Genomic DNA, 17,792 nt, shown 5'->3' with positions numbered 1-17,792 from the left:
TGCGATCGAGAATCTGAGTTTGCACCGAGCTAGCTTCTTGCAAAAGCGCAGGAACGACTTCGACTTGCTGCTGACGCGATTGCAGCGTGTAATATCGACCAAAAAATTCAGTCGTGACAGCCTGCCACAGATCCCGCAGGATCACAGCCTGTTTCTCAACCAATTGATCAGACTGCACCTGAGAAAAACGCAACTCATCCAAACTCGCCTCAATCTGCCGCAGCACTGTATAAAAAAGTTCACGCTTGCGTTCTGATTTGAGAATGTCGATTTCTAGAGGCGTTGACGTGAGGTTTTCTAGGCTGGATTGAAGTTTCGCCGAGACGCGATCGAACAGGTGCGCCTGTCCATTTCTAGAAGTCCTTACGGGCACCGATTCGATCTGAGCAGTGGGAGCCAGTTGGGTAGTCGAGTCTAAAAGCTGTGCAGTCGATGCGATCGGCAGCGTTGATTCTGAAGCGATCGTTCCCACAGCAGGCGGCAAGAGTTTTTTGACCAGCCATCTAGCGGCTCTCAGTTCACGCCGTTGTCCCAGCAATAAGGCGCGATCGACGGGCGACAGGGTGGACGATCGCAGTTCCTCAGTCAGTTGTGCCAGAGCCGCTTCGATTTGACGCAGACTCGACGATCGCAGATTTTGCCGCAGTACCGCAATGGGATTGACCATCGGAGGAGCCGCACCTTGCAAAATTTCTAGATTCCAAACCGTTTCTCCGGCTGCCACCCGTCGGATTGCTTGCACCAACGCGGTTAGAGAGCTTCCCTGCGGACAATAGCCCTCGACTCCCATTTCAAAAGCAGTCAACAGCAGCGTGGGTGACACAGACCCTAGCAGCAAAACTGGCGCATGAGATTTGAGAGACTGACAGACCTCAATGGGCGTTTGTGAATCTAATCCCAGCAGAATTACGTCGATCGCCACCCCATTTCGTCGATCCGCCAACCGTTGCAGGGCGATCGTCACCGTCTCCACCTCGACCACTTGCAGATCAGTAAATCGGCCCAACCCCGTCACCAAACCCAATCGCAACAGCGGATCTGCCTCAATGACCATGAGCCGTAGTGAATTAGGGGAGCGATCGAGGGTCATGGGTCAGAAGAGTAGGGAAAACCAAAAAGCTTGGGGAGACACGAGTTCAATGAGGTTTTTTTCACATCGATGTTCAGCTAAAAACTGTAGATCTAAACATAAGATCTAAACAAACCCAAAAATCACTCACATGGCAATTTTGTTGGACTGACGATCCTAGCCCTCCATTTGGGGAACTTCGAGACAAGGCATTCACCCTTTAAGAGCATTCATGATTTAGATTAATGCAATTCTCCTGTGATCTCATCTCCCTAGGGCGGCGGTAACTCATCGGAGGATGATTCTTCCTCACTGGGCGACGAGTCTGATTCGGTTGACTGGTCAGATTGTGAATCTTGACTGGCTGCTTCTTGATCCCGTTGTCGCCAAATCTCAGCCCGTTCCGCTGCCCACTGGCGAATTAATCCCTGAGCTTCCCCATACAAGCCTCGTCCGGGGGCAATTTGAGAAGCGACATCGATCGCTCTGGTCAAATACCCTTGACTCGCCAAAGACGCAGCCTGATTGAGAATCGGACGATCTTCAATAATCTGAATCTGGTAGACCCATTCTCCAATCAAATATTGAGCATCGCCATAAAGCGCTCGACCCGATCGAATTCTAGAAGCCACCTGAATCGCCTGCCCCAGTTTTCCATTGGCCGCCACCGCTCTCGCCTCATTGAGAATCGGCGTGTCTTCGATGACTTGAATTTGAGAAATCCACGTTGACATCAGAGACTGAGCTTCGGGATAGAGCGCCCGCTTAGGACGAATCAACCGCACCATCGCCACCGCCGATCGCAACTCACCAATTTTGCCTGACTTAGCCGTCTGTTGGGCTTGACGAAAGATGGGACGGTCTTCCATCCACTCAATTTCTTTGCGCCATTGGGCGATGAGCGTCTGGGCATGGAGGCGACGCGGGTGATTGGGCGAAATCTGTTTTGCCTGGTCGATCGCCAGCTTCAACGTGGGAATCTGCCGCAGATTAGATAGCGTGCTTGCGAGATTAAGTTGCACAAAATTCTGAGCTTGCAGATCCAGTCTCGGCAAGAGCGCCCTAGCCTGAGCATAAAAAGGACTCTGAGGATTGATTTGCTGCAACAGTTGAGAAGCCAGCAGTAAGGGAGCCAGCCGTTCGAGGGCAGGTTGGCCGTAGTTGTCGTCTGCCTCAATTTGCCTAGCTCGAATCAGCCGCACCAGATCTTCATTGTCCGAAGTCAGCTTGACGCTTTTGGGGATCGAGTCCACCAAACTACTCGCGCCGACCAAATCTTTTTTACCTAGTCGCACGATCGCCAAAGCAAAGACCGTATTGCGCCAGCGAACCACTTGAGTCTGAGCCTGAAGCGCCCAAACATAGGTACTGCGCTTAATGGAGTCAGTCAGCGCGATCGCCCGTCCCCATCGTTCTGGTGGATTCGCTTGAGCAAAGTCTCGGGCCGCTTTGAGCGCCTGCCAACCTTGTTTCTCGTGCGTGACTTGCTGCCGAATCGTCGTCAATCGCTCTTGCCATGAGGGATCAGTCACCAGACTCAACTCGCCAATCCGCTGAGAGGCTAGATTCCAGTTTTGCTTCTTGAGATCTGCTTGAATTTTGTCGTAGATCACCTGTCCTCGATTAAATTCTTCTTGCCAAAACTCGATAGAGGCTTGAGCATCTTTATACACAGCACTCTTGCGAGGAATCTGGCGGGCCAGGGCGATCGCTCCCTTAATATCTCTTTGCGAAACGCGATCGCGGGCCAAAATCAAGACGGCATTTGACCAATCTTGCAAAAGCGCCTGAGATTGCGCGTAGAGGGGATGCTCAACCGTCCAATTTTTGACCAGATTAATCGCCGCCAAAATCTGATCTGACTTACCCGACTGGGCCGCTTGCTGAGCACAAAACAGCCGCTCCGAATCCGCCGACCAGTCTGAGATCTTTTTGCAATCGATCGCGGGGGGTGCCTGTGAGAGCCAGATAAAAGCGCCGACCCCCGTTCCACCAACGGCCGCCATGATCCCCAACCAAATCAGTTGCCATCTCCAAGCCTCGGCGATCGCGCCAATTCCTTGCAGGCTTTTTTGCGTCCCTTGAGAAAGGGTTTGGGGGGCGACTGTCTGATCTGAGGGCTGGTCAGAGTCAACGTCAGGCGCAGCGTCCACTTCGGGCAGATCTTCGACTAGCAGATCGCGGGATGCTTCTGGATCGGAGACCTCTGGATCGGGCTGTCTTGATTCATTAGAAGATTTGGGCTTCGGGAAGACCGGAAACCAGGTAGGGATTGGGGGTTTTCTGGCCATGAATTCGTGCGGGCACAGGTCGGGAGTTTGGCTATTCTACATTTGCTCTAACCAAGGGGTATCGCTGGTTTGGTCAAGCTAACCCAATTGTTTTTACTCAATTAATATTTCCTAAAGAGCTGGAGCGTTTCGGGGAAATACACAAAATCAGCCTACTGACGATGAGAGCCTATAGACGAAATGAAATTGAGGTTTGAGCCTACGAGTTTCAGGAACGATCGCAGTCTTAATAAGACAACTGTTTTGAAAGAAAAGCAAATTGACAGAAGTGTCTTTTAAGCTACACCTTCAGATTCTTGAGATCCGCGATATCCGTAGAAGTTTATATGATATTGAGTGATTCGCACGCCTGTTTTCGCTTCGACTTGCTGAATGAGGTCGGCGGGCAGGTCGATGTGGATGTCTAGAATTTGATTCGTGTCAAGACAGTTAATGTGGCTGTGAGCGTCGCTGATATTACCATACAGCCGACCATCCGATCGCTCGATACATTCAATGATTCCCTGATCAGACAGCGCTTCTAGGTTTTGATAAACTGACGTGTGACCGATTTCTTTGCCCTGATGGTTGAGGCGATCGTAGATTTCGCGTGCAGATAAATGCTCCTGTTCTTGCCAGAGTAGCTCCAGAATAAATCGACGCTGACGGCTCAAACGCATTCCCAAAGCTTGACAACGCTCGATCGCATCGTTTAATGATCGAATCGGCTTTACTGCGGGTGCTTCACTTTGCATACATTTGAATGGTTTGTAATGGTGCGATTTTTGGATCTTCTCTCAAAGCATTCAAAAGCAAAAACGATCGCAGATCAGCCTGTTTGTTTCTACCTTTTTAGATGGGTGTAGTCTCTATCTTTTTGAGAAGAATTCTGAACATTTGTTCCTCTGCTTTAGTTCTATCACAGGCTAAAGCAAACTCGCTACAACTTTATTCTAGAGCGTGAAAGGGTTTGCTAAATAAAAAAGGAATGAATGCTAGAACACCTCTCATCCTGCACTCATTCCTCAGTTTTTACAGATGAAATTAATGGTGGTGATGACCGTGACCGTGATCATGACTGTGATCGTGACCGTGATCGTGACCGTGATCGTGTCCATGTTGAGCTTGAGAAACTGCCAGAGCAGGATTGACCGCAACCGCCTGCTCAGATAACAGCGCCTCGATCTGAGGATGGGCCCACTCTGCGACCATCTCTAAAAAGTCAGATCGATCGTTCACACAGGGCATCTGTACATAAGTGACTTCGGGATGCTTGCTGCGGAGACTGTGAATGATGTGGTCTACATCAAGCAGCGTTTCGTGGTTTTCGGTGGCAAAGCCGATCGGCATGAAGACTAGCGCCGTCGCTCCAAGATTGATCAAATTTCTGGCTGCGAGATCCGCGTTGGGCTGCGTCCATTCGATCAGCGGGGTTTGGTGATTGAGCCAGCCGACCGAGGTGAGGGGATAGCGATAAATCAGGCGTTCTCGAATGCGATCGTACAGCTTTTGACTCTCATCAATTCCAGATGTGAAGCCTTTGGCTTTGTGAGGGCAACCGTGATTCATCAGAATGATCCCCGTTTGGGAGGGCAGATGCGCCACCGCCAGATCGCTCTGGATCTTCTCTTCGACCATCGTTGCCATCAGATCGATGTAGGCAGGCTGATCGTAGAAAGAAGGAATGTAGCGCGTCCCTTTGAGCCAGTGTTCGGCACCGGGATCGGTCAGTTTTGCCAGTCCGATGTTCACCTGCTCGACTGCGATCCCACTGGTAAAGATTGAATCCACCACCAGCAGCGGGTAGATGAGAATCTTATCGAAGCCTTCTTGCTTGATTTGTTCGAGAACTTGTTCGGGCAAAAACGGCTGACAAAAGTTAAAGGCTTTGAATACTTTGACTTGTTCTCCCCAGCGGTTTTGAAGCGCCTTCTCAACGCCTGCTCTTTGACGCTCAAAGATGGCATTGTGAGGAGAAATAAACTGATCGTGCTGGTGGCTCCACTCGTGCAGATCAAACATTGCCAAAAGCTTGGCCAAAGGGGGATACACCCAAGTCGGGACGGGTGCAAACTTGGCAGTCAGTAAGTTAAGGGCCTGTTCGTTGTAGTTGGCAAAATCTTCGTAGCTCTCGACTTCACCGTAACCCATCAACAAAACAGCTACTCGATCGCGCTTAGAGTCTGAGTTAGCAGAGGCTTCTGATCCAGATTGGCGGAGTTTTTCAGGCGTTGCAACCACGTTTTATCCTCAAATTCGATACAGGACTGGTGGAGACGCAGTGCGATTAATGTCTCCTTGTTTCACACTAACATCCCCTCTGGGGGCATGATTGGTAGAAAAGATAACGAATTAAAAGAATTGCTCGGAGGAAAGAAAGCACAGAATGGCGGAAAGCAAACTGAAGGTTGTGATTTGTCCAGGAATGCATTCACCCGCCTTGACAGAGAACTTTATGAATGGGCTACGATCTTTGCAAGATACCCGCCAAGGGTCGCTTCGAGTTGAGGGGTTGCACTATCTAGAGCAGTCCGTGACTTTTCCAATTGAGAAACTCCCGGCTTATTCGCCGCTTCACCTTTTAGAGTTTCTTGCTCCCCTTTCTGGCGATCCTTTGCTGTTTATTGCGTTTAGTGCGGGTGTGGTGGGGGCGATCGGGGCAGCCCGTCTCTGGCAAAAACGAGGGGGCACCGTCAAAGCGCTGATTGCCCTAGATGGGTGGGGCGTGCCTTTGGAGGCAAACTTTCCAATTCATCGCGCCAGTCACGATTACTTCACGCATTGGAGTTCCGCACTTCTCGGCAACGGTTTAGACAGTTTTTACGCTGACCCTGGAGTGGGACATTTGGATCTGTGGCGATCGCCCCAAACCATCTCAGGACATTGGATCAAATCAGCCCAATCCGGGGAATTACTCAAAAAAGATGCTCCCCCACTCCCCAATGCCTCAATTCCCGTAACGCTCGCCACTTTCATAACTGCGCTATGTCAAAAGTACGAAGCCGAGACGCAAGCAGACACTGGAAGCTAGACCCCACCTCAAAATATCCTGTGCACCCGTGCAAATCAGAGTATTTCAGATACAGTTGTGATGAATCATACGAAACGCTGATCCACATCTAGGCTTGACAGCAACCCTGGGGGAGGTTTTCTACCACATCTCTTTTAAGCAACCATCGCCACCTTATGCTTCCTACTCGCTCTCAGCCCTCTGGTACTGGCTTTCAGGCATTGGTGAAAAACCGCGCCTTTATGACCTTGTGGTTCGGGCAGATTTTATCTCAACTTGCCGATAAAGTTTTTTTTGTGCTGCTGATTGCGCTGCTGGTCAATTATGATCCGCCCACGATCAACGGCTGGACAATGCCCGAAAACTCAATGCGGTCTGCCGTGATGATTGCGGCGACCCTTCCAGCAATCTTTTTTGGGTCGGCAGCGGGAATCTTTGTCGATCGCTACGACAAAAAAACCATTCTCAGTGGCTGCAATACCGCACGGGGAATCATGCTCTTGCTGTTGCCGCTGCCCTTTGTGCCGAGAGCGTTTGCAATTTTGTTGGCGATCGCCTTTCTCGAATCGATTTTGACGCAGTTTTTTGCGCCCGCAGAGCAGGCTGTGATTCCCTTTATCGTGCGTCGAGAAAACCTGTTGACGGCAAATGCGCTCTTTTCGACGACGATGATTGGGTCGCTGATTGTGGGGTTTGCGATCGGCGATCCGCTCCTCAAGCTGGCAACTAATTTCAACGCTGACTGGGGTCGAGAAATTTTGGTTGGTGGCTTATATCTGGCAGCAGGCATCGTCCTTTATCTATTGCCCCTGCGCGACACCGAAGAAAAGCCCAAAGAGGTGAGTGTCCATCCCTGGAGCGACTTTAAAGCGGGACTTTCGTATCTCAAAAAGGATCGATTAGTCAGCAATGCCATGCTGCAACTGATGATTCTCTACTCGGTGCTGGCAGCGTTGACCGTATTGGCGATTAACTTAACTGCCAAAATTGGGCTAGAAGAGACTCAGTTTGGCTATCTGCTGGCGGCGGCGGGTGTGGGAATGGTCTTTGGGGCGGGCATATTGGGGCACTGGGGCGATCGCTTTCACCACAAGCCGTTGCCGCTGGTTGGCTTTTTGTGTATGGCGTTCGTTTTGACGATGTTCAGCTTTACGACAAATCTGTACTTGAGTTTGACGTTGAGTGGGTTGTTTGGGTTGGGGGCTTCGCTGGTGGCGGTGCCGATGCAGACCTTAATTCAGCAACAAACCCCCGAATCGATGCGCGGCAAGGTGTTTGGCTTCCAAAATAATGTGGTGAACATTGCGTTGAGTGTGCCTTTGGCGATCACGGGCCCGCTAACCGATCTGCTAAAGCTCGAAAAAGTCTTGTGGGGCATGAGTTTGATCATTGTCGTGGTCAGCGTCTGGGCCTGGCGCAATACGCAGAAAGTCTTGAAAGACGTGATTTAGAGGGGCTAGTATCTAGCCTCAAACGCCCAGGCAACCCTGGAGGAATAGGTTCCGTATTCGATCGCGCTCAGTTTAGCAAGTCCGACTGCCCATCCCTTTTGTCACCAATTCCTCACACGTTTTGAGTCACCAAAACCCTTAAAGTGTAATCATAGTCAGCATTACGAATCTTTTCGCGGGTCAGCTCGTCTCGACAGCGATCGTAATCAGAACTACACTAGTTTTTTATCTATTGCATCTTTGGATACAAAAATAGATAAGAAACTATTCACTTAAATGGATTGGCGAGGTTCCCCAGTGCAGTTGCAAAGTGTGGCAGTAAAACGGGTGAAAGGTTCCTTTGCGTTGATCGACAGCCTGGTACGGCATGGCGTAACGGACATTTTTGGCTATCCGGGTGGGGCGATTTTACCCATCTACGACGAGCTTTATCGAGCAGAGGCGGCAGGTCGGGTTCGACACATTCTCGTCAGACATGAGCAAGGGGCGGCCCATGCCGCGGATGGATACGCTCGTGCGACGGGCAAGGTAGGCGTTTGCTTTGCGACTTCTGGCCCAGGCGCGACCAATCTGGTCACAGGGATTGCGACAGCCCATATGGACTCGATTCCGATGGTGATCGTTACGGGGCAAGTACCTCGCCATGCGATCGGCAGTGATGCCTTTCAGGAAACCGACATTTATGGAATTACGCTCCCGATCGTTAAACATTCCTATGTGGTGCGCGATCCGAGAGACATGGCCAGAATCGTCGCTGAGGCGTTCTATATTGCCAGCACCGGACGGCCCGGGCCCGTTCTGATTGATGTCCCTAAAGATGTCGGGGTCGAAGAATTTGACTACCTGCCCGTCGAGCCAGGTTCCGTCAGACTGCCGGGATATCGTCCTACGCTCAAAGGCAACCCTCGTCAAATTGGTCAGGCGCTGAAGCTGATTCGTAAAGCCGAACGTCCCCTGCTCTACGTTGGAGGAGGCGCGATCGCCGCCAATGCTCACGCCGAAGTCAAAGAACTGGCAGAACGCTTCAAGTTGCCTGTCACAACCACGCTGATGGGGATCGGTGCCTTTGATGAGCATCATCCGCTCTCGGTTGGCATGTTGGGAATGCACGGAACCGCTTACGCCAACTTTTCGGTAACTGAATGTGACCTGCTGATTGCAGTCGGAGCCAGATTTGACGATCGCGTGACGGGCAAGCTAGACGAGTTTGCCGCTCGGGCCAAAGTGATTCACATCGACATCGACCCGGCGGAAGTGGCCAAGGTGAGAATGCCTGATGTGCCGATCGTGGGTGATGTGCGTCAAGTCCTGACTGATTTGTTGACTCGCAGCACCGAAGAAGGCGATCCGGTCAATCCTGGACAAACTCACCATTGGCTAGAACGCATCGATCGCTGGCGACAAGACTATCCGCTAGAAGTGCCGCACTATCCTGACAAACTCTCGCCCCAAGAAGTGATCGTCGAAGTGGGTCGGCAAGCGCCCGATGCTTACTACACCACTGATGTCGGTCAGCATCAGATGTGGGCCGCTCAGTTTCTCAAAAATGGGCCGCGTCGCTGGATTTCTAGCGCAGGGCTGGGAACGATGGGCTTTGGACTCCCCGCTGCAATGGGCGCAAAGGTGGCAGTGCCTAATGAGCAGGTGATCTGCATTAGTGGTGATTCGAGCTTTCAAATGAACCTGCAAGAATTGGCGACGCTGGCCCAACATCGCATCAACGTCAAAACCGTCATTATCAACAACGGCTGGCAGGGCATGGTGCGCCAGTGGCAAGAAGCGTTTTACGATGAGCGCTATTCTTCCTCCAACATGGAAGTAGGAATGCCCGACTTTGTGAAGCTGGCGGAGGCGTTTGGGGTGAAAGGCGTTCGAGTTGAGTCACGAGACGAACTGAGTAGCGCGATCGCTCAGATGCTATCTCACGATGGGCCAGTTTTGATGGATGTGCGCGTCAATCGTCATGAAAATTGCTACCCGATGGTGCCCAATGGTCACAGCAATGCCCAGATGATTGGTCTACCAGAGCGCAAAAATCTAGAGAAAGCCACTGAGCTAATGTATTGCAGCAACTGTAACGCCAAAAATGTTGCGAGCAATCGGTTCTGTCCTGACTGTGGGACAAAGCTGTAACGATTAGAGGGGAGAGACCTTGCTCAAATCAAGAGCGCTCTCCCCCAGGTTTCCTTTTCTGTGGGTAAGCAGTTTCTTAGGAACGAAAACTAAATAACATCGACTTCTGTAGCAATTGTCTTGAAAGTCAATAGGAAGAGAAAGAAATTTTCATTTCCAAATGTGCAAGACAAAATGGCAGTGCTGGATCACCGTTTGCATCCCGAAGAGTCGCTTGAGCGCTTGACTAAGTGGAAGTTCGCCAAGTCTGGTTATGGCGGATCATGGCATTGAGAATCACGAGTAACTTCCGCATACAGGCAACGAGAGCAACCTTTTTCAGCTTGCCGTTGCCCAGTAAGCGTTGGTAGAACTCGCGAATGACGGGATTATGGCGGGTGGCGACCAGAGTTGCCATATACAGACCACAGCGCAGGGCAGTGCGCCCGCCCGCAATCATGCGTTTGCCCTGGTGTTTGCCACTGTCGTGGTTCAGGGGGGCAACCCCGACTAAGCGAGCAATCTGCTTGTCCGAGCGTTTTCCCAGTTCGGGTAATTCGGTCAAACAGAGGGCGGCGGTCACTTGAGCAATGCCTTTAGTGGACTGGAGAATCTCACGCTTACGGTGCCAGTCTTGCTGTTGTGCGCCTAGGGTTTGAATCTGCTCGTTGAGCGAGTCCAGGCGGTTCTGTATCTGCTCGATAGGTTCGCTGATGTCGGCTTCCACGGCTTTTGAGGCCCGGCACAGGCGGTTCTTCTCCGCAACTTGCATTTCCACCAACTGCCGTCGGCGACGCACTAAGTCACTCAGTTGTTGAGCTGACGCTTCTACGATGGGTTGCGATCGAGGTTGCACGGTTTGGGCAAATCGAGCAATCACCTCTGCATCCAGTCTGTCCGTTTTCGCTTTACCTAACGCCACGGCAAACCCTTTGACTTTGCGAGGATTGGCAATGGCAACGTCAATCGCTGCGGCTTGCAGACCCCTGACCAACAGACGCTCTAATCCACCCGTTGCTTCGGCGACCACCAAAGTGGGGACAAGCGGGTGTAATTGCTCAATCAGGGCTTGCACTCCGACTTCGCTATTGGGCTGTTGTAAGGTCAGACCTTGGGCAGCACGTGAATATCTAAACTGTCTTGAGAGATATCAACGCCTACCCATGTTTTTTCTGGTGTCATCGTTTATGCTAGGGATAAGTTATTTTGTCCCTTTGACAACTCGTCCTTGCGAATCCGAGGTTGATCCTAAGCGCGATTGTTCGAGCTTGCATCATCAGGCTGACAGCGTGGCTCCGGGGCTACCAAACGGTGTCTTTTGCACCTGGGTTGAACGGGATTGTCCACGCTCTTTTTTAGCGTACAGGCACCCTTGCTAAAAAGCGGTATTTTTTACCTAGGTTGGGACGGGTTGCCTAAACCTCAAGATACAAGGTTGGGTAGAACCTGGTGAAACCCAACGTTAGCAACGGTAGAAAGGCTGCTGTTGGGTTTCGCGTTGCTCAACACCAACCTACGAAAAATCAAGGGTTTCAGGAGTTTTGTCAGTCAACCAGGATGCTAGACATTGGACAGTAAACTTTCTACAGTCGTCATCGAGTTGCTGCGGATAGTAAAGCAGGCTCAAGTACCCGATCGATTTCTTGTAGCACGTCATCACTCAGACGCACACCCGACGCGGCAGCATTGTCTGCAACTTGTTCGGGGCGGCTGGCTCCAATGATGGCAGAAGACACGCGCTCATCTCGTAACACCCACGCCAAGGCAAGCTGTGCCATTGAGAGGTCGAGTCGTTGGGCGATCGGCTTGAGATTTTGAACAGCACTCAGAACCCGATCGCTCAATAGGTCAGACATAAACCCATTCATTTTGTCGTTGGTTGCGCGAGAGTCTTGAGGGTGAGCTTCGCAAGGTTTGTACTTGCCTGTGAGAACGCCTTGAGCAAGAGGCGACCAGACGATTTGACCAATCCCATTTGCCCCACAAAGCGGAAACACATCCGCCTCTGGTTTGCGCCAGATCATCGAGTACTGCGGCTGACTAGAGACAAACTTTTCTACTTCAGGAAGGTTGAGAGCAGCCTGGATCTGAGCAGAACTCCACTCGCTAAAGCCGATATAGCGCGCCTTTCCTTGCCGGACGACTTCTGTAAGAGCGGTCATGGTTTCTTCGAGCGGGGTGTTTGTGTCGTAGCGATGGCACTGATAGAGATCGACATAATCGGTGCGGAGCCGCTGAAGTGAATCATCGATCTGCTTGCGAATTTGAGCCGCTGATAAACCCTGGTCGCGATCGGACATCGGAAAGTAAACCTTGGTCGCCAAAATATAGGAAGCGCGATCGATGCCTTGTAAAACGTCTCCTAATAGAGACTCAGCGGCACCTCGCCCATAAACATTTGCCGTGTCGATAAAGTTAATTCCAACGTCAAACGCTTTGTGAATGCAGGCTTCGGCTTGTTGCCGTTCGACTCCACCACTATAAGTTAACCAGGAACCCAGTGCGATTTCAGAAACCGTAAGATCGCTACTACCAAGCTGTCGATATTGCATAACTGATGTTTTCCCTTGTAACAAACGGTCTGGTTTTGTAGAAGAATGCCTAGCAATCAAGGCTGTAGCTAACCCTAACAAAACGTGAATTCGATGAGAGTTTTTTCGCTTCGGTATTCACGGCTTCTGCCCCCCAAGCTGCCAATTTTGGCGGACTTTCAGAGAGGAATTCTGGTTCAAAGTCCCTCACTCGTGGGGGATTTAGGGGGCGTGCCTGGATCTAAAAGCGAAGCGAAGCGTTCATTGAACTGACGTTAACAAAATTCACTTTTGTAGAGTCAGTGATTGAAAATTGAGATTGTTTCATTGATTGCCGAATTTCGACCTCCCTAAATTCTCCTTCTTAAGGGGAACTTTGCATCAAAAAGGTTAACTTTGGTTCGGTTCCTCCCTTTTTAGGAGGGATCTAGCGTTTTTAATGCATTAAGGATCAGCTTAGAGGTTTTTGTGGTTTCTCTCCTCTGACAAACGAGGGAGGACAACCAGACAGCTACTCAGTCAGATGGTAGACCTCTTTATTTGGCTGAAGCTTTATTGTGCTGGCATGGGTGGCAATTAAGCCGATTTCTAGAATTTAACGGCTATCTACTCTGAAGAATTTTATAGAAATTGAGTCAACTTTCTGTAGAAAGAATTTAACCAATCTAAATTGATCAAAACTACTTCAAACTCGATGTGTAACAGAGCTTGGTATAGAAGATCCATTTGTTAAACCTTATAGATTTGACCAACGGTAGATAGCAGAGGTAATCGATCGTCAATACCATAAGAAGACTCAATTAAGTTGTCGAGGAAAGTAATTAGCAAGGAATGTAAATAACAAACTGTGAAATTAGCCAGACATTTGAAGTCGTCTTCTGCGGATGCTTAGACTCAATCGATCATTCTGAAAGTATTTCAGCATCTAATTGCAAGGATTTAATCCACGCTGGTTATCAAGTCATTTTGGATTGTAACTGCTCACCCCGCTTGATCGAGAGAATTCACTGCTTTCTAGACAACCTCAAAAACATTGACCGCGATCGCTGACTCTTCCAGTCCTCCGACAGCCAATTAAGCGGCAGTGTTTCAAAAGAGTTTAACGCTCTCCTTGACACGACCTCTCACAGTTGATACCTGCCTTGTAAAGAATGTTATGAACACTTACCTTTCGCCAGTTACTCGCTTTACACATTCAGAGAATTCCCTCAATACGCTCACTGACTTATGGGATCAGCAGTCTCCCTACAATCGCAGAGCACTGAGTACGGGCGTTGTCCATTTTGGCCCTGGTCGCTTTTTTAGAGGACACCTTGCCCGGATTATTCATCATTATCTGACCCAAAAGCGGTTTCAAGACCAGCGATGGGGTATCTGTGGAGTGAGTCTCAAGAGCCGTCGCACGATCGCAACCCTACAACCCCAAAACTTTCTCTACAGTTTGATCGAGCGCCATTGTTGTGACGAAAATTATGAGTCAGCAGAGGTGATTGGCTCGATTAATCAAATTGTTGATGGAACAAAAAACCAGGACTACATTCTAAATTTGATGGAGTCGCCTGCGGTACATCTCGTGACGCTGACTATCACCCAGGCAGGCTATTGTCTAGATTCGCGGTTTCATCTCGATACAACTCAGGCCGCGATCGTGCATGATCTAAACGACCCTTCCACACCTACTACCGCGATTGGCTTTATTGTCGAAGCTCTCCGTCGCCGCCGTGATCAAGGAATTGCCCCATTCACCACATTGTCTTGTGACAACCTGCCCAGAAATGGCGAAATTCTACAACAGGCTGTGTTGACCTATGCTGATCGGATTGATCCTCAACTTGCCGCCTACATTCGTGAGCGAGCAACCTTTCCCAACACCGTTGTCGATAGAATTGTGCCTCAAGCGCATGAGTCTCACGCAGACTATCCTCGCCGACTGCTGCAAGTTAGCGATCGCGCCTCGATCGTCACAGAACCCTTTTGGCAATTTGTGGTAGAAGACAAGTTCAAAGGCGATCGTCCCACTTGGGAAGACACGGGGGTGATCATGACCGACGACATTACACCCTTTTTGTATATGAAGTCGAGGTTTTTGAATGCTGTACACTCCTTTATTGCTTGTCTAGCGGTCAGAGCCGGGATTGAGTATGTCCATGAGGCGGTTAGACTACCAGAATTTCGCTTATTTACTCAACTTTTAATGGACGACATCGCCGCCGCTACCCCCATACCTCATCAGATGTGCGAACAGTACAAGGAACAAGTGCTACTTAGATTTAGTAACGAAGCACTCCCCGATACGATCGAGCGCATCTCAGCAGAAACCTCCAGAAAACTAGGCAAATACATTGTTCCGATCCTGCAAGATGCCCACAGCCAGACCGTTAACTTAAAGCGTCTGATTCTCCCGATCGCTGCCTGGATGCTTGTAGTTAAAGAGCGCGCGATCGAGTCGGGTAAGGACTATGCTGTTGAGGACAAACTAGAGGTACTAACTGCCATTCGGTCAGGCGCAGCGTTCAGTCAAATTGTTGGATTAACACCGGATCAATGCACAGAGGCGCTCGATCGCGACTGTGATCAGGCCCTGCAAGATCTTCAGGCTCATGGATTGTTAGCAACACTCAAATACTACAGTGAGGAGCGTTTACAGGATGCAATCATTTCAGCCGCATAAAGTGGTGCTGTTTGACCACGATGGCACGGTTGTCGATAGCGAAATCATTGCGCTTAAGAGTGCCTGGCAGCTAACGACTGAGGTAGCTCAAGCGTTTTCTGGCGCAAAGTTTTATGATCTGCCAGAGTTTGTCAAACTTTTTGCGGGCAAGCCTTATCGAGACATTTTGGCGCTACTCTACGCAGACACACCCACTGCACTCACTGAAACTGATCTGGAGCGACTTGTCATCGAAGAAGAAAACCGATCGATCGATCACCTGACAATAGAAGCGAGGGCTACCCCAGGAACGCCCCAGGTGTTGTCTGATCTGCGCGATCAAACTATTGAATTTGCCCTAGTGAGTAATAGTAGTCTGCGGCGATTGAGTGCTTGTCTGGCGGCTTCTGAGTTGACTGCTTATTTTCCAGACGATCGCATCTTTAGCGCTCATGATTCTCTCTCTACCCGACGACCCAAGCCCTTGCCAGACATCTATCTCTATGCGGTAAAGGCTTTGAATGCTGACATTTCGCACTGTGTAGCGGTTGAAGACTCAATCAGCGGAGTAAAGTCTGCGGCGTCGGCTAAAATTCCACAAGTCGTTGGCTATATTGGCGGGACGCACATCAACCAAAGTGAACGTAGTAGTCGTGCTTCAATGCTGCGATCGGCAGGGGCCCACTTCATCATTGAGCAAATGCCTGACTTAATTGAGCTACTGTCACAATCGCCCTTACTTTCTTAAACTTACTTTCTTAAAATATCTCAACCTGTTTCACCAAAACGCCTTGACCAAGCCAAATCAGTCGAAGGAATGAGTCTATTTCGATTACTCTTTCCTAACGTTAATAGACAGGTGAAAGAGATTGACTTACGGAGAACGTCAGGTAGATTGTTATGAACATTATCAGTGTAATAAAGTTTCCTAGATTAGCCAATACTTCTGACTTATATCTTCAATGGAATCAAGCGGCTTCGATCGCTGATCAAGAAGAAAGCCAAGTTGTACTCAGTCAGGGAGGAACGGTTTCTTCAAGCTCCTACTTCAATTCTTTTTATGAAAAATACTACGTTAAATATACAACGCTCCACTCTATCTATTACACACTAAAACTAGAAGGAGATTTTCAGGTTTCTCTTTACCGTGAAGTTAACGGAACAGATGCAAAAGAAACTATCTTTCAGGAAACATTTAAGCAGTGCCAGCTTTCTGATCCGATTAAACTGCAACCGATCGAACTCCTTCAGAACGAAAGCGCAGGCAGAATCTACTTTGAAATCACTTGTTTGAGCGATCGAGGCATCTTTGCAGAGGGCTGGATCGCAACAGATGAGCCAAAATTAAGAGAAGTGTCTCTTGGAATCGTGATCTGTACCTTCAAGAAAGAAGAGTATATCAAAAATACGCTAAATAATATTCTGCAAGACAAATCACTGCAAGAGCAGAACTTTAAAGTATTTGTAGTAGATAACGGTCAGACCCTAGATAAAAGCAATTTTGGAGATCCCAAACTAAAGCTAGTTCCTAATAAAAATGCAGGCGGTAGCGGTGGTTTTACAAGAGGGTTAGTTGAAGCGTTAGAAGAAGGCAGCTACTCTCACTTTCTATTAATGGATGATGACATTGAGTTAGAAAGCGGCAGTATTTATAGACTATTTGCGTTACATGGATATGCAAAAGCCGAGTTTATTGTTGCAGGTGGCTTACTCAACTTAAACAAAAAGCATATGTTATATGAAGCCGGAGCGACCTACAATGAAAGTCCCAAAACGAAGGGTGCTTCGGGTTCTCTAACGCCTCTCAACCATAATATCGACCTGAGATCGCCTGCTTCTCTCAATCGCCTACTAATTGAAGAAGATGCAGACTATGGAGGGTTTTGGTTTTGCTCTTTTTCTAAAGCGATCGTTGACAAGCTGAAGTTGCCGCTGCCACTTTTTATTAAGCTGGACGATGTAGAGTTTTGTATGAGAGCTAAGAGAGCGTTGGGGGTACCGATCGTCACTTTTCCTTCAATGGCAGTGTGGCATCTTCCGGCTTCTGCTAAAAATTTGAATTGGGAAACCTACTACTATTTCCGCAATGACTTGATCGCGTATGCCATTCACTTTGCGCCAAGCTACACCTACACCGTCAGCAACTTTACCAAAGAAATCATTCTTGCGTTGACGAAACCTGATTACGATCGGGCCCAGATGTTAATTCAAGCGTTTGAAGATTATCTAAAAGGGCCAGATCTGATCACAAAGTCTGAACCTGATGTCTTTCACGTCAACATCTTAAAGCTTAGTCGGACTTATGAAAATCAAGATGAAATAGACAAGTTGGCGGGTGTAAAGCTGTTAACAAGATGGTTTCAAGTTGCTGCCCAAGGTCGTCAAAGATGGTCAACGGCCAGTACAGATTGGAAGAACGCCGCTCAAGAGATGACATCGACTCCATTTTGGCAACAGTATCTTGGCTTGAAGACTCCAGCCTTTGCCGCCACTTGTGAATAGCTAGTTAACGCCAGTGCGACAGAAGTGACCTACGTCGGTTGCAGATTCAGGTTATCCCTTAAATCCCCATCAGTGAGAGATATTAAACCGAAAATCTTGTCTCAAAGTCTTCCATAATTGGCGGTCTGGGGAGAAGATTTGAGCAACGAAGCAAAAAAACTTTGTCGAACTGACGGAACAATACGTTATTTGCGATC

The 17,792-nt window shown here is 49.2% G+C and carries 10 protein-coding genes and 2 pseudogenes; 6 read left to right on the top strand and 6 right to left on the bottom strand.

Translation table 11 applies throughout. The features are described from left to right. The 4 genes and pseudogenes from ACKFKF_RS29260 to ACKFKF_RS29245 form a co-directional block, all read right to left on the bottom strand. Positions 1–1,090: pseudogene (locus ACKFKF_RS29260) on the bottom strand (hypothetical protein); the annotation flags it as partial. 251 nt (positions 1,091–1,341) lie between these two features. Beyond that, entirely contained in the window at positions 1,342–3,360 is a 2,019-nt protein-coding gene (locus ACKFKF_RS29255; RefSeq protein ID WP_446870894.1) for a hypothetical protein, read from the bottom strand. Positions 3,361–3,635: 275 nt separating this feature from the next. Then, positions 3,636–4,094, bottom strand: a complete 459-nt coding sequence (locus ACKFKF_RS29250) for a Fur family transcriptional regulator (RefSeq protein WP_446870893.1) — start codon at positions 4,092–4,094, stop codon at positions 3,636–3,638. A 289-nt stretch (positions 4,095–4,383) separates the two neighbouring features. Further along, positions 4,384–5,580: a ferrochelatase gene (locus ACKFKF_RS29245; protein ID WP_446870891.1), complete on the bottom strand. Its 1,197-nt coding sequence runs from the start codon at positions 5,578–5,580 to the stop codon at positions 4,384–4,386. A gap of 145 nt (positions 5,581–5,725) precedes the next feature. On the opposite strand from ACKFKF_RS29245, the gene ACKFKF_RS29240 reads away from it, so the two are divergent. The 3 genes from ACKFKF_RS29240 to ilvB all read left to right on the top strand — a co-directional run bounded on the left by ACKFKF_RS29240 (position 5,726) and on the right by ilvB (position 9,933). Then, positions 5,726–6,370 (top strand): hypothetical protein, encoded by a 645-nt coding sequence (locus ACKFKF_RS29240; RefSeq protein WP_446870890.1) that lies wholly within the window; start codon positions 5,726–5,728, stop codon positions 6,368–6,370. Positions 6,371–6,525: 155 nt separating this feature from the next. Further along, positions 6,526–7,800 (top strand): MFS transporter, encoded by a 1,275-nt coding sequence (locus tag ACKFKF_RS29235; RefSeq protein WP_446870889.1) that lies wholly within the window; start codon positions 6,526–6,528, stop codon positions 7,798–7,800. Between the two features lie 297 nt (positions 7,801–8,097). Continuing rightward, positions 8,098–9,933, top strand: coding sequence for a biosynthetic-type acetolactate synthase large subunit (gene ilvB, locus ACKFKF_RS29230; RefSeq protein WP_446870888.1), 1,836 nt, complete (start codon positions 8,098–8,100; stop codon positions 9,931–9,933). Between the two features lie 226 nt (positions 9,934–10,159). Here the strand turns inward: ilvB and ACKFKF_RS29225 are convergent. Next, positions 10,160–11,094 (bottom strand): annotated as a pseudogene (locus ACKFKF_RS29225) (IS110 family transposase). 410 nt (positions 11,095–11,504) lie between these two features. Beyond that, entirely contained in the window at positions 11,505–12,464 is a 960-nt protein-coding gene (locus ACKFKF_RS29220; RefSeq protein WP_446870887.1) for an aldo/keto reductase family protein, read from the bottom strand. Between the two features lie 1,135 nt (positions 12,465–13,599). Here ACKFKF_RS29220 and ACKFKF_RS29215 point away from each other — a divergent pair. From ACKFKF_RS29215 to ACKFKF_RS29205, 3 genes are all read left to right on the top strand, one after another. Continuing rightward, a complete protein-coding gene (locus ACKFKF_RS29215) occupies positions 13,600–15,114 on the top strand; it encodes a mannitol dehydrogenase family protein (RefSeq protein WP_446870886.1) in 1,515 nt (504 codons plus the stop codon). After that, positions 15,092–15,841 carry an HAD family hydrolase gene (locus tag ACKFKF_RS29210; protein ID WP_446870885.1) on the top strand — a complete coding sequence of 250 codons (750 nt, stop codon included), beginning with the start codon at positions 15,092–15,094 and terminating at the stop codon, positions 15,839–15,841. Before ACKFKF_RS29215 ends, ACKFKF_RS29210 begins: the two co-directional genes overlap by 23 nt. 152 nt (positions 15,842–15,993) lie before the next feature. Beyond that, positions 15,994–17,595: a glycosyltransferase family 2 protein gene (locus ACKFKF_RS29205; RefSeq protein ID WP_446870884.1), complete on the top strand. Its 1,602-nt coding sequence runs from the start codon at positions 15,994–15,996 to the stop codon at positions 17,593–17,595. Positions 17,596–17,792 lie beyond the last annotated feature (197 nt).

The organism is Phormidesmis sp. 146-12 (assembly GCF_052939495.1).
This window is presented reverse-complemented; position numbering and strand designations above follow the sequence as displayed.